The sequence below is a fragment of the Micromonospora sp. M42 genome (assembly GCF_000568915.1).
GTDB classification, from domain to species: domain Bacteria; phylum Actinomycetota; class Actinomycetes; order Mycobacteriales; family Micromonosporaceae; genus Micromonospora; species Micromonospora chalcea.
On record NZ_KK037233.1, the window covers coordinates 6,354,843 to 6,368,201 of the forward strand.

Annotated in this window: 12 protein-coding genes and 1 pseudogene; 9 read left to right on the top strand and 4 right to left on the bottom strand. The window is 72.6% G+C overall.

From position 1 onward, the window contains the following. Positions 1–38 precede the first annotated feature (38 nt). Positions 39–695, top strand: coding sequence for a C39 family peptidase (locus MCBG_RS29455; protein ID WP_043329619.1), 657 nt, complete (start codon positions 39–41; stop codon positions 693–695). A gap of 103 nt (positions 696–798) precedes the next feature. Here the strand turns inward: MCBG_RS29455 and recQ are convergent, their stop codons facing one another. Continuing rightward, complete coding sequence (gene recQ / locus MCBG_RS29460) at positions 799–2,670, bottom strand: DNA helicase RecQ (protein ID WP_043329621.1); 1,872 nt, start codon at positions 2,668–2,670, stop codon at positions 799–801. Between the two features lie 171 nt (positions 2,671–2,841). Here recQ and rapZ point away from each other — a divergent pair, with 171 nt between their 5' ends. The 8 genes and pseudogenes from rapZ (at position 2,842) to MCBG_RS29500 (ending at position 9,890) form a co-directional block, all read left to right on the top strand. Further along, positions 2,842–3,765 carry an RNase adapter RapZ gene (gene rapZ / locus MCBG_RS29465; RefSeq protein WP_043329622.1) on the top strand — a complete coding sequence of 308 codons (924 nt, stop codon included), beginning with the start codon at positions 2,842–2,844 and terminating at the stop codon, positions 3,763–3,765. Beyond that, a complete protein-coding gene (locus tag MCBG_RS29470; protein WP_043329623.1) occupies positions 3,762–4,769 on the top strand; it encodes a gluconeogenesis factor YvcK family protein in 1,008 nt (335 codons plus the stop codon). The genes rapZ and MCBG_RS29470 overlap by 4 nt, the downstream gene beginning before the upstream one ends. 54 nt (positions 4,770–4,823) lie before the next feature. Then, complete coding sequence (gene whiA / locus MCBG_RS29475; RefSeq protein ID WP_030503240.1) at positions 4,824–5,804, top strand: DNA-binding protein WhiA; 981 nt, start codon at positions 4,824–4,826, stop codon at positions 5,802–5,804. Positions 5,805–6,067: 263 nt separating this feature from the next. Continuing rightward, positions 6,068–7,072, top strand: a complete 1,005-nt coding sequence (gap, locus tag MCBG_RS29480; protein ID WP_043329624.1) for a type I glyceraldehyde-3-phosphate dehydrogenase — start codon at positions 6,068–6,070, stop codon at positions 7,070–7,072. Next, positions 7,069–8,267, top strand: a pseudogene (pgk, locus tag MCBG_RS29485) (phosphoglycerate kinase). Before gap ends, pgk begins: the two are co-directional and overlap by 4 nt. Further along, positions 8,268–9,059, top strand: a complete 792-nt coding sequence (gene tpiA / locus MCBG_RS29490; RefSeq protein WP_043329625.1) for a triose-phosphate isomerase — start codon at positions 8,268–8,270, stop codon at positions 9,057–9,059. Positions 9,060–9,154: 95 nt separating this feature from the next. Beyond that, on the top strand, positions 9,155–9,415 hold the full coding sequence (gene secG / locus MCBG_RS29495) for a preprotein translocase subunit SecG (RefSeq protein ID WP_043329626.1): 261 nt from the start codon (positions 9,155–9,157) through the stop codon (positions 9,413–9,415). 130 nt (positions 9,416–9,545) lie between these two features. Beyond that, the gene (locus MCBG_RS29500) at positions 9,546–9,890 is read left to right on the top strand and encodes an RNA polymerase-binding protein RbpA (RefSeq protein WP_043329627.1); all 345 of its coding nucleotides are present in this window, start codon (positions 9,546–9,548) and stop codon (positions 9,888–9,890) included. A gap of 65 nt (positions 9,891–9,955) precedes the next feature. Here MCBG_RS29500 and pgl read toward each other — a convergent pair whose 3' ends face one another. From pgl to zwf, 3 genes are all read right to left on the bottom strand, one after another. Next, entirely contained in the window at positions 9,956–10,726 is a 771-nt protein-coding gene (gene pgl, locus MCBG_RS29505) for a 6-phosphogluconolactonase (protein ID WP_043329628.1), read from the bottom strand. A gap of 69 nt (positions 10,727–10,795) precedes the next feature. After that, positions 10,796–11,812, bottom strand: a complete 1,017-nt coding sequence (locus MCBG_RS29510; RefSeq protein ID WP_043329629.1) for a glucose-6-phosphate dehydrogenase assembly protein OpcA — start codon at positions 11,810–11,812, stop codon at positions 10,796–10,798. Between the two features lie 31 nt (positions 11,813–11,843). Next, the gene (zwf, locus tag MCBG_RS29515) at positions 11,844–13,358 is read right to left on the bottom strand and encodes a glucose-6-phosphate dehydrogenase (RefSeq protein ID WP_043329630.1); all 1,515 of its coding nucleotides are present in this window, start codon (positions 13,356–13,358) and stop codon (positions 11,844–11,846) included. Position 13,359: the final 1 nt, after the last annotated feature.

Below are 13,359 nucleotides of genomic sequence, written 5' to 3' on the forward strand. Positions count from 1 at the left end.
CCCTGCCGCGTATCCCCCATTTCAGGGAGGCAACCATCATGGCTACCACTCTGCTGCGCAAGACCGTTCTGACCGCTGCCGGTGTCGTCGCCACCGCCGGTGGCATCGCCGGCCCCGCGATCGCCGCCCACGCTGCCCCGGCCGAGAAGGCCGCCATCGTCGCCGACCGCAAGAGCGGTCATGGCGAGCGTGAGCTCGACGTGCGCTACGAGGCCCAGCCCAACTTCTACTTCTGCGGCCCCGCCGCCGCCCGCAACGCGCTGAGCGTGCAGGGCAAGAACATCGACGTGCACGCCATGGCCCGCGAGATGGGCACCACCGAAGCCGGCACCAACTCCATCAACGACATCACCCCGGTGCTGAACAAGGAGACCGGCGCCAAGGACGCCTACAAGTCGGTCGAGATCAGCACCCCCAAGGCCGACGACAAGCAGACCGACAAGCTGCGCGCCGACGTCGTCAAGACCGTCGACGCCGGCCGTGCCGTGGTCGCCAACATCGCCGGCACCGCCACCGACACCGACGGCACCACCCACTCCTTCGAAGGCGGCCACTACATCAGCGTCATCGGCTACCGCGACGACGGCAAGACCGTCACCATCGCCGACAGCGCCGACCCCAACACCGCCACCTACCGGATGAGCATCGACAACCTCGCCGACTGGATCGCCACCCGCGGCTACAGCACCAGCTAAGACCAACACCGCCGCACCCATGGCTGCAGAGCAAGAACAGGCAGCACGCACACCGGAAGGGCCCGACCCCCACCACAGGGGGTCGGGCCCTTCCGCGCGTACGTCAGGACTCGGCGAGGACGGCCAGGATCGCCTCGCCGTACTTGGCGAGCTTGTTCTCGCCCACCCCGCTGACCCGGGACAGTTCGGCCAGGGAGGCGGGCGGCTCGGCGGCGATCTGCCGCAGCGTCGCGTCGTGGAAGATGACGTACGCCGGGACGCCCTGCTCCTTGGCGGTGGCGGCGCGCCACGCGCGGAGCCGCTCGAAGACCGGCGCGGCGGCGGGGGAGAGGTCGGCGACCACAGTGGCCGCGCCCCGGGGCTTGGCGGACCGGCCGGCCGCCGGCCGCTCCGGCTCCTTGCGCAGCGTGACCGTACGGCGGCGGCCGAGCACGTCCGCGCTGGCCTCGGTCAGCGCCAGCGTGCCGTAGTCGCCCTCGACGGCGAGCAGACCCTCGGCGAGCAGTTGCCGCACCACGCCCCGCCACTCGGTCTCGCGCAGCTCGGTGCCGATGCCGAACGTGCTGAGCGAGTCGTGGCCGTACTGGTCGATCTTGTCGGTGTGCTTGCCGAGCAGGATGTCGATGCTGTGCCCGGCGCCGAAGCGCTGGTTGCGTTCGCGGTCGAGCCGGTAGACGGTGGAGAGCAGCTTCTGCGCGGCGACAGTGCCGTCCCAGGACTCGGGCGGGTCGAGGCAGGTGTCGCAGTTGCCGCAGGCGGCCACGCCGGTCTCGCCGAAGTATTCGAGCAGCTGGGCGCGGCGGCAGCGGACCGTCTCGCAGAGCGCCAGCATCGCGTCCAGGTGGGCGGCGAGGTTGCGCCGGTGCGCCAGGTCGCCCTCCGACGTCTCGATCATCTTGCGCTGCTGCACCACGTCCTGCAGGCCGTACGCCAGCCAGGCGGTGGACGGCAAGCCGTCGCGCCCGGCGCGGCCGGTCTCCTGGTAGTAGCCCTCGACCGACTTCGGCAGGTCCAGGTGGGCGACGAAGCGTACGTCGGGCTTGTCGATGCCCATGCCGAACGCGATGGTGGCGACCATGACCAGCCCGTCCTCGCGCAGGAAGCGCTGCTGGTTGGTGGCGCGGGTCGTGGCGTCCAGCCCGGCGTGGTACGGCAGCGCGGGGATGCCGTTGGCGACCAGGAACTCGGCGGTCTTCTCCACCGAGGCCCGGGACAGGCAGTAGACGATGCCGGCGTCGCCCGGGTGCTCGTCGCGCAGCAGGCTGAGCAGCTGGCGGCGGGGCTCCCGCTTCGGCACGATCCGGTACTGGATGTTGGGCCGGTCGAAGCTGGCCACGAAGTGCCGGGCCTCGGTGAGCCGCAGCCGGGTGGCGATCTCGGTGCGGGTCGCCCGGGTCGCGGTGGCGGTCAGCGCGATGCGCGGCACGTCCGGCCAGCGTTCGTGCAGCATCGACAGGTTGAGGTAGTCGGGGCGGAAGTCGTGCCCCCACTGCGAGACGCAGTGCGCCTCGTCGATCGCGAACAGCGCGATCCGGCCGCGTTCCAGCAGGCCGAGCGTGGACCGCACCGCCAGCCCTTCCGGGGCCAGGTAGAGCAGGTCCAGCTCGCCGGCCAGGTAGGCCGCCTCGACCCGGCGCCGCTGCGCCGGGTCCTGCGTCGAGTTGAGGAAACCGGCGCGTACGCCGACGGCGGTGAGCGCGTCGACCTGGTCCTGCATGAGCGCGATCAGCGGGGAGACCACTACCGCCACGCCGTCGCGGACCAGCGCGGGGATCTGGTAGCACAGCGACTTGCCGCCACCGGTGGGCATGAGCACCAGCGCGTCGCCGCCGGACACCACGTGTTCGACGACGTCCTGCTGGAAGCCGCGGAAGGCGTCGTACCCGAAGACCCGCCGCAACACGTCGAGCGCGTCGCCGGTCGGTGGGGAGCCGGCCGGTGCGGAGGTGGTCCGCTCGTCGGTGGGGGAGACCATCCGCGCAGTCTACGAGCGTCCCCCGACAGCGCCCGTCCGGCGAGCCGGTCCGGGGGTGGCGACATGTTCCGGTGGTCACCCCGTGGAATCCCGGACGGGGTCGCAGCCGTTAGAGTCGCTGATTGACCATGCGCGGCCGACCGGCCGCGGCGCCACGGCTGGGGGTAGCGGGTGAGCGAGGCGCGTACAGCGGGTGACCTGGGGCCGAGCGAGGCGGAGACGGCGCCGGCCGAGTCGGACACCTCACTGGTGGTGGTGACCGGGCTCTCCGGCGGCGGGCGCAGCACGGTGGCCCGGGCGCTGGAGAACGTCGGCTACTACGTGGTCGACAACCTGCCCCAGGCGCTGCTGCTCGACATGGCCGAGCTGGCCTTCAAGGCCGGCGGCGCGGCCCGGCGTACGGCGATGGTGCTGGACGTGCGCTCGCGCGCCTTCTCCACCGACCTGGCCGGGGCGATCCGGGAGCTGCGCGAGCGCGGCTTCTCCCCCCGGGTGGTCTTCGTCGACGCCGACGACGAGGTGCTGATCCGCCGGTTCGAGAGCGTGCGCCGCTCGCACCCGCTGCAGGGCGACGGGCGGCTGGCCGACGGCATCGCCGTCGAGCGGACGCTGCTGGAGGAGGCACGCGAGCAGGCCGACGTGATCATCGACACCAGCCACCTGAACGTGAACCAGCTTCGGCGCCGGGTCGAGGAGCTGTTCGGCGGCGAGGACGCCCGCCGGCTGCGGATCACCGTGATCTCGTTCGGCTTCAAGTACGGCCTGCCGCCGGACGCCGACTTCGTGATGGACGCCCGGTTCCTGCCGAACCCGTACTGGGTGCCGGAGCTGCGCGAGCACACCGGCCGGGAGGAGGCGGTCAGCGCGTACGTGCTGGGCCAGGAGGGCGCGGACGCCTTCGTGGCCGGGTACGCCGACCTGGTCAACGCCACCACCGCCGGTTTCGAGCGGGAGGGCAAGCGCTACCTGACCGTGGCGGTCGGCTGCACCGGCGGCAAGCACCGCAGCGTGGCGATCGCCGAGGAGCTGGCCGCCCGGCTGCGCCGCTCCGGTATCGCCGCCAACGCCCAGCACCGGGACCTGGGGCGGGAGTGACCCCGACCAGGGTGGTCGCCTTCGGTGGCGGGCACGGGCTCTCGGCGTCGCTGCGGGCGCTGCGGCACTGCGTACCCGAACTGGACCTGGACATCACCGCGGTGGTCACCGTCGGCGACGACGGCGGGTCCAGCGGGCGCCTACGCGCGGAGCGCGGCGGCCTGCCCCCGGGTGACCTGCGTCAGGCGCTCGTGGCGCTGGCCGGCGACCATCCGGCCACCCGGCGCAGCGCGGCGCTGTTCCAGTACCGTTTCACCACCGCGACGCCGCCCCCGCCGACGCTCGCCGCGCCGGTTCCGGCCGCCCGCGCCGGCGACTCGCTGGCCGGCCACGCGGTCGGCAACCTGTTGCTGCACGGCCTGACCGAGCTGCTCGGCGATCCGGTGGCCGCGCTCGACCACGCGGGCGCGATGCTCGGCGCGGTGGGGCGGGTGCTGCCGATGTCCCGTCAGCCGGTGGGCATCGAGGCCCGGGTCCGCGGCGCGGACCCGGCCCATCCGGACGAGGTGTCCACCGTGCGCGGCCAGCACCAGGTCGCGGTCACCCCGGGCACCGTCGAGTCGCTGCGGCTCAACCCACCCGCGCCGGCCGCGTGCGCCGAGGCGGTGACAGCGGTACGCGCCGCGGACTGGCTGATCTTCGGGCCGGGCAGCTGGTACACGAGCGTGCTGCCGCACCTGCTGGTGCCGGGCCTGGCCGACGCGATCGTCTCCAGTCCGGCGCGGCGGCTGGTGACGCTCAACCTGGTGGCGGAGAAGGAGACCTCCGGGCTCTCCCTGCCCGACCATCTGGACACGCTGCGGCGCTATCTGCCCGAGCTGAAGGTGGACCGGGTGCTGGCGGACTCCACGGCGGTGGGTGATCCCGCGGCGGTCGAACGTGCGGCAGAATCGCTTGGTGCCCGGCTGGTCCTCGCTCCCGTCGCCGTCCTCGACGGCACGCCCCGTCATGATCCAGCCGCACTGGGCGCCGCGCTGGTGCCTGTCCTGCGCGCCGATCGTTAGACACGTACGTAATCACCGGCGACACGCCGGAACCGGTCCGTGAGGGGGCGCACTATGGCGATGACGGCTGCGGTCAAGGACGAGCTGAGTCGGGTCGACGTGCCCAAGCCCTGCTGTCGGCGGGCGGAGATGGCCGCCCTGCTGCGTTTCGCCGGCGGCCTGCACATCGTGTCCGGCCGCGTCGTGGTCGAGGCGGAGCTGGACACCGGCGCGGTGGCCCGCCGGCTGCGGCGGGAGGTGGCCGAGGTCTACGGCTACCCGAGCGAGATCCACGTGCTCGCCTCCGGCGGCCTGCGCAAGGGCAGCCACTTCATCGTGCGGGTGGTCAAGGACGGCGAGGCGCTCGCCCGGCAGACCGGCCTGCTCGACGTGCGGGGCCGCCCGGTGCGCGGCCTGCCGCCGCACGTGGTGGCCGCGAACGTCTGCTGCGCCGTGTCGGCCTGGCGGGGCGCGTTCATGGCGCACGGCTCGCTGACCGAGCCGGGCCGTTCCAGCGCGCTGGAGATCACCTGCCCCGGCCCGGAGTCGGCGCTGGCGCTCGTCGGCGCGGCCCGCCGCATCGGCATCACCGCGAAGAACCGCGAGGTGCGCGGCGTGGACCGGGTGGTGGTCAAGGACGGCGACGCGATCGCCGCGCTGCTCACCCGCATAGGAGCGCACTCCAGCGTGCTGGCCTGGGAGGAGCGGCGGGTACGCCGGGAGGTGCGCGCCACCGCCAACCGGCTGGCCAACTTCGACGACGCCAACCTGCGCCGCTCGGCCCGGGCCGCGGTGGCCGCCGCCGCCCGGGTGACCCGCGCGCTGGAGATCCTCGCCGACGACGCGCCCAACCACCTGACCTCGGCCGGCCGGCTGCGGCTGGAGCACCGTCAGGCGTCCCTGGAGGAGCTGGGCGCGCTCGCCGAGCCGCCGCTGACCAAGGACGCCATCGCCGGCCGGATCCGCCGGCTGCTCGCGCTGGCCGACAAGCGCGCCCGCGACCTGGGCATCCCGGATACGGAAGCGGCAGTCACGCCCGACATGCTCGTGGTCTGATAGGACTCGGGCGGCGAGCACGCGAGCGGGATCACCACCCGCCGCAGCGCGACGCCGCACGCTCGGATATGGTCGCTGCGTACGGCAAGGGGGCCGCGCACAGGCATCCCTCGCCGTGCTCACCGCCTCGGGCGGTCAGGTCTCCGTGACCGCGGCGGGGTGGCCGAGATGACATGTCGACGGCCGGCTCCAACGGTCGGCGCACACACCTCCGCCGGCCCCGGTCTGGCGCCGGCGGACCAGAACGCGAGGAGATGGGACCTGTGACCATCCGGGTTGGCATCAACGGCTTCGGCCGGATCGGCCGCAACTTCTTCCGGGCAGTGCTGGCGTCCGGCGCTGACATCGAGGTCGTGGCGGTCAACGACCTGACCGACAACGCGACGCTCGCCCACCTTGTCAAGTACGACAGCATCCTGGGCCGCCTCCCGCACGAGGTGAAGGCCACCGCCGACGAGATCACCGTGGGCGGCAAGACCATCAAGGCGTACGCCGAGAAGGACCCGGCGAACCTGCCGTGGGGCGAGGTCGGCGCCGACGTCGTCATCGAGTCCACCGGCTTCTTCACCGACGGCACCAAGGCGAAGGCGCACCTCGACGGCGGGGCCAAGAAGGTCATCATCTCCGCGCCGGCTAAGAACGAGGACGTCACCGTGGTCATGGGCGTCAACCAGGACCAGTACGACCCGGCCAAGCACAACATCATCTCGAACGCCTCCTGCACCACGAACTGCCTCGCGCCGATGGCGAAGGTGCTGCAGGACACGTTCGGCATCCAGCAGGGCCTGATGACCACCATCCACGCGTACACGCAGGACCAGAACCTGCAGGACGCGCCGCACAAGGACCTGCGCCGGGCCCGCGCCGCCGCGCTGAACATCGTGCCGACCTCGACCGGCGCCGCGAAGGCGATCGGCCTGGTGCTGCCGGAGCTGAAGGGCAAGCTGGACGGTTACGCGCTGCGCGTGCCGATCCCGACCGGCTCGGCCACCGACCTGACCGTCACGGTCGGCCGGGAGACCACTGTGGACGAGGTCAACGCCGCGCTCAAGGCCGCCGCCGAGGGCCCGCTGCGGGGCATCCTCACCTACAACGAGGACCCGATCGTCTCCGCCGACATCGTGACCGACCCGGCGTCGTGCATCTTCGACGCGCCGCTGACCAAGGTGATCGGCAACCAGGTCAAGGTCGTCGGCTGGTACGACAACGAGTGGGGCTACTCGAACCGCCTGGTGGACCTGGTCAAGCTGGTCGGTAGCTCGCTGTGAGCATCCGCAACCTCGACGACCTGCTCGCCGAGGGGGTGTCGGGTCGGCGCGTGCTGGTGCGCGCCGACCTGAACGTCCCGCTCGACAAGCAGACCGGTGAGATCACGGACGACGGCCGGATCCGGGCCGTCCTGCCGACGCTGAGCGCGCTGGTGCAGGCCGGCGCGAAGGTGGTCGTCTGCTCGCACCTGGGCCGCCCCGAAGGGCGCGCCGGACCCGCAGTTCAGCCTCCGCCCGGTCGCCGGGCGGCTCGGTGAGCTGCTCGGCGCCCCGGTGGCCTTCGCCGAGGACACCGTCGGTGACTCGGCGCGGTCCACCGTGGCCGACCTGGCCGACGGCCAGGTGGCGCTGCTGGAGAACCTGCGGTTCAACAAGGGCGAGACCAGCAAGGACGACGCGGAGCGGGGCGCGTTCGCCGACCATCGCCGCGCTCGGCGACGCCTACGTGGACGACGCGTTCGGCGCTGTGCACCGCAAGCACGCCAGCGTGCACGACGTGCCGGCCCGGCTGCCGCACGTCGCCGGCCGGCTGGTGCTGCGCGAGGTCGAGGTGCTCAGCCGCCTCACCGGCTCCCCGGAGCGGCCGTACGTGGTGGTGCTGGGCGGCTCGAAGGTCTCCGACAAGCTGGCCGTGATCGAGGCGCTGCTGCCGACCGTGGACCGGCTGCTCATCGGCGGCGGGATGTGCTTCACCTTCCTCAAGGCCCAGGGCCACGAGGTGGGCACGTCGCTGCTGGAGAAGGACATGGTCGAGACCTGCCGCAACCTGATGGAGCGCGCGCCCGGCAAGATCATGCTCCCGGTCGACGTGGTGGCCGCCGACGCGTTCGCGCCGGACGCCGCGCACGACACCGTGCCCGCCGACGGCATCCCCAGCCACCGGCTGGGCCTGGACATCGGCCCGGAGACGGTGGCCGGCTTCGCGGCCGCGCTGTCGCAGGCGAAGACCATCTTCTGGAACGGCCCGATGGGCGTGTTCGAGATGGCGGCGTTCGCCAACGGCACCCGGGGCGTGGCCGAGGCGATCACCAAGGCCGACGCGTTCAGCGTGGTCGGTGGCGGCGACTCGGCCGCGGCGGTGCGCGCGCTGGGCCTGGACGAGTCCTCGTTCGGGCACATCTCCACCGGCGGTGGCGCCTCCCTGGAATACCTGGAGGGCAAGACCCTCCCCGGCATCGCGGCTCTGGAGAACTGAATGGCGAGCACGACCCGCCGGCCGCTGATGGCCGGCAACTGGAAGATGAACCTGAACCACCTCGAGGCCAACCTGCTGGTGCAGAAGCTGGCCGCGAGCCTGAACGAGAAGCAGCTCACCGACGTCGAGTGCGTGGTGCTGCCGCCCTTCACCGACCTGCGTACCGTGCAGACCGCGGTGGACGGCGACAAGCTGCTGATCGGCTACGGCGCGCAGGACCTGTCGCCGCATCCGTCCGGCGCGTACACCGGTGACATCGCCGGGCCGATGCTGGCGAAGCTGGGCTGCGGCTACGTGGTGGTCGGCCACTCCGAGCGGCGGCAGTACCACCACGAGGACGACGCGCTGGTCAACGCGAAGGTGTCGGCGGCGCTGGCGAACGGGCTCACCCCGATCCTCTGCATCGGCGAGGGCCTGGAGGTCCGGGAACAGTCGGGGCAGGTGCGGCACTGCTGCGACCAGCTCGACGGCGCGCTGAAGGGGCTCACCGCCGAGCAGGTCACCAAGGTCGTCGTCGCGTACGAGCCGGTCTGGGCGATCGGCACCGGCAAGACGGCCACGCCGGAGGACGCCCAGGAGGTCTGCGGCGCGGTGCGCAAGCGCATCGCCGAGACCTACGACGAGGGCACCGCCGAGCAGGTCCGGATCCTGTACGGCGGGTCGGTCAAGGCGTCGAACGTCGCCGCGATCATGGCGCAGCCGGACGTGGACGGGGCCCTGGTCGGGGGCGCCAGCCTGGACGCGGAGGAGTTCGCGCAGATCTGCCGGTTCCCGGAGCACACCGCCCGCTGATCGCTCGCTATCCTTGACGCTGCCCGTCCACCGGCCGGTGCCGCAGTGCCCGACAGGTCCGGGCAGTGATCGCAACGAGAGGACTGACCCCCGCCATGCCGATCTGGTTCGCCTACACGATGATCACGTTGCTGGTCATCACCAGCGTGCTGCTCGTCCTGCTGATCCTCCTGCACCGCGGTAAGGGCGGCGGGTTGTCGAGCATGTTCGGGGGCGGCGTCAGCTCCAGCCTGGCCGGTTCGTCCGTGGCCGAGAAGAACCTCGACCGCTACACCGTTCTGGTGGGAATCGTCTGGTTCGCCTGCATCATCGGGCTCGGGCTCTGGCTGCGGTTGCAGATGGCCAACGGCACCTGAGTCGGCGCTGAGAAGCGTACAATCTGCGCGCGGTCCGTCACGGACCGCGCGCAGTTTTGTTTCTCCGCGCGTCGCCCGTCGCCCACCCCCTCCGGCGGCGGTCCCCTCCGACGACAGGGAGCGAGCAACCGTGCCCAGCAACAACGTCATCCGCGGCACCCGGATCGGGTCCGCCCCCGAGCGCTTCGACCAGCGCGTGGAGCCCGCGCCGCGCCGCCCGGTCGTCTACTGGTGCCGCCACGGTCACCGGGTCGAGTTCCTGATCGCCGCCGAGGCGGAGACGCCGGCCACCTGGGAGTGCCCCCGCTGCGGCGAGCCGGCCGGCCCCGACCCGGGCGACCCGCCGGGCCGCCAGCGCGCCGAGCCCTACAAGACCCACCTGGCGTACGTGCAGGAGCGGCGCACGCCGGAGGAGGGGGAGGCGCTGCTCGCCGAGGCCCTCGACGCGCTGCGCCGACGTCGTGGCCGCGACTGAGCCGAGGCGTTAAGAAGGGGCCCCTTCTCTACCGGAGACGTTAAGAAGGGGCCCTTCCTTACACCTCAGCGGAGGCTGCGCAGGCGCGGCGGCACGTTGGCCGCCGCGGCCCGGTCGAGCAGCCAGAGCGTACGGGAGACGCCCTGCACCCCGGCGGCCGGCAACTGCACCGGCCCGGCCCCGGCCAGCGCCATGCCCACCGCCCGGGCCTTGTCCGCCCCGGCGGCGATCAGCCACACCTCCTCGGCCGTGTTGATCGTCGGCAGGGTCAGCGTGGTACGCACCGGCGGCGGCTTCGGGCTGCCCCGTACCGCGCTGACCGGGCGGTTGTCGTGGTGCACCGGGTGCTCCGGGAACACCGACGCCACGTGCCCGTCCTCGCCGACGCCGAGCATCAGCACGTCGAAGTGGGGCACGATCGCGTTCCCGGGCCGGGCGGCGGCGGCCAGCTCCCGCGCGTACCCGGCGGCGGCCGCCTCCGGGTCGTCACCGGCCGGGCCGTCGGACGCCGGCATCGGGTGCACCCGGGCCGGGTCCAGCGGCACCGCGTCCAGCAGCGCCGCCCGCGCCTGCGTCTCGTTGCGCTCCGGGTCGCCGGCGGGCAGGAACCGCTCGTCGCCCCACCACACGTCGACCCGGGACCAGTCGACCGCGTCCCGGGCGGGCAGCTGCCCGACCGCCCGGTACACCGCAGCGGCGATCCGCCCGCCGGTCAGCACCACCGACGCCTGGCCGCGCTCGGCCTGCGCGTCGAGCAGCTTCACCACCAACCGGGCCGCCACCGCCTGCGCCAGCAGGTCGGGGTCGGCGTGTACGGCGACACTCGCCTCAGTCATCCGTCGAGCCCTCGTGTTCCGACCGCCCACCGGCGGTCACCTGTGCCTCCGACCACCCGGTCCGGGCGGTCACTCGTTCGCGGTCGCGCCCGCGTGCGCGGTCACGCCGGCCTCGGCCCGCTGGGCGGTCGCCGGATCCTTCCACACGTGCACCCGCTGGGCGGGCCGCTGGTCGAGTCCGGTGATCCCGGCCGCAGCGCCGAGCGCCTCCGCGTACACCTGGTCGGCGTCGAGGCGGCGCAGCTCCTCGGCCAGCTCGTCACCGAGCGGCCGGCGCACCAGCGGCAGCGTGCGGTCCTCCTGCCCGGTACGCCGGAACACCGCGATGCTGTCGTCGCGGGTCAGCGTCAGCTCGTCGCCGTTGGCGCAGCGCAGCTGCACCTGACGCATGCGCGGGAACTCGTCGGTCCGCTCCCAGGTCGGTTCGATGCCGAGCCGGGCCTTGAGCCACCCGCTCATCAGCGCGGCCGTCGGATCCGACGGGGGCGCCACCACGCTGGCCTCGGTGACCCGGGCCTGGGTGGTGTCGAACGCGCCCGCCACCAGCGTGCGCCACGGGGTGATCCGGGTCCACGCCAGGTCGGTGTCGCCGGGGGCGTAGTCGTGGGCCCGCTGCCGCAGCGCGGCGATCGGGTCGGCCGCCTGCGCCGAGTCGGTGATCCGCCGGTCGGCCACCACACCGAGGAAGTCGGTGGCGATCTCCTCCGGCGGCTCGCCGTGCCACCACGTCACCACCGGTACGTCCGGCACCAGCAGCGGCATCACCACGGATTCGGCGTGCAGCGCGAGCCGCCCGTACATCCGGGTCACCACCGCCTCGCACGGCCCGAGCCGGCCGCCCACGACGATCTCCGCGTCCAGCCGGTTGCGGTCGCGCTCCACGTCGGAGCGGACCACCACGAGCAGGCGGCAGGGGTGCGCCGCCGCGGCGATGGTGGCGGCCGCCTCGGCCTCCCGGACCCGCTTCTCGTCCACCACCACGATCAGCGTGAGCGCCATGCCGCTGGCCACCCCGCCCGCGCTGCGCCGTTCCGCGGCCAGCGCCTTGACCACCTCGTTGCCGGTGGTGTCCCACAGCCCGATCAATGGAGCCTCCTGGTTCGCTCGCAGTGCTCGCTCACGCTCTCCGCCAAGCCCGGCCCTCGCGGGCCAGCATCTCGTCGGCGGCCCGGGGTCCCCACTCGCCGGCCCGGTACGGCTCCGGCGTCGTGCCCTCCCAGGCGTGTTCCAGCGGGTCGACGACCTGCCAGCTCTGCTCGACCTCGGCGGCGTCCGGGAACAGCGTCCGGTCGCCGATCAGCACGTCCAGCACGAGCCGCTCGTACGCCTCGGGGCTGGACTCGGTGAACGCCTCGCCGTACTGGAAGTCCATCGCGATGTCGCGGACCTCCATCGTGGTGCCCGGCACCTTGGAGCCGAACTTCAGCACCACGCCCTCGTCCGGCTGCACGCGGATGACGAGCTGGTTGGGACCGAGGGACTCCATGTCGGCGGCGTTGAACGGCAGGTGCGGCGCCTTCTTGAACATGATGGCCACCTCGGTGACCCGCCGGGGCAGCCGCTTGCCGGCCCGGATGTAGAACGGCACCCCGGCCCAGCGCCGGTTCTGGATGCCCAGCTTCACCGCCACGTACGTCTCGGTGGTGGAGCCCGCCGGGACGCCCTCCTCCTCCAGGTAGCCCTTGGCGCGCTCGCCGCCCACCCAGCCGGGCAGGTACTGGCCCCGCACGGTGTCCTCGGAGACGTCGTGCGGCACGGTGATCGCCTTGAGCACCTTGAGCTTCTCGGCGCGGATCTCGTCGGCGTCGAAGCTCGTCGGCTCCTCCATCGCGACCAGCGCGAGCAGTTGGAGCAGGTGGTTCTGGAGCACGTCACGGGCGGTGCCGACGGAGTCGTAGAAGGCGGCCCGGGTGCCGATGCCGACGTCCTCGGCCATGGTGATCTGCACCGAGTCGACGTACTTGGAGTTCCACAGCGGCTCGAACAGGTTGTTCGCGAACCGCAGCGCCAGGATGTTCTGGACCGTCTCCTTGCCCAGGTAGTGGTCGATCCGGAACACGTCCTGGCGGGTGAAGACGTCGTCGACCAGGTCGTTGAGCGCCTTGGCCGAGGGCAGGTCGTTGCCGAACGGCTTCTCCACCACCACGCGGCGCCAGCCGCCGGACCTGTCGTTGTCCGCCATGCCGGTGCGGGCGAGCTGCTTGAGCACCACCGGGAACGCCGCCGGGGGGATGGAGAAGTAGAAGGCGGCGTTGCCGGCGATGCCGTGCGAGTCGCGCAGCTCGTCGAGCGTGGCGGCGAGCTGGTCGAACGCGGCGTCGTCGTCGAACGAGCCGCCGACGAACTTGATGTTGCCGGCCAGCCGGGCCCACACCTCCTCCCGCCACGGGGTGCGGGCGTGCTTCTTGGCCGCCTCGTGCGCCACCGACTCGAAGTCGCCGTCGCCCCAGTCCCGGCGGGCGAAGCCCAGCACCACGAAACCGGGCGGCAGGAGCCCCCGGTTGGCCAGGTCGTAGACCGCCGGCAGTAGTTTCTTGCGGGCCAGATCGCCGGTCACCCCGAAGATCACCAGGGCACACGGCTCGGGGATCCGGGGCAACCGCCGGTCCTGGACGTCGCGCAGCGGGTTCACC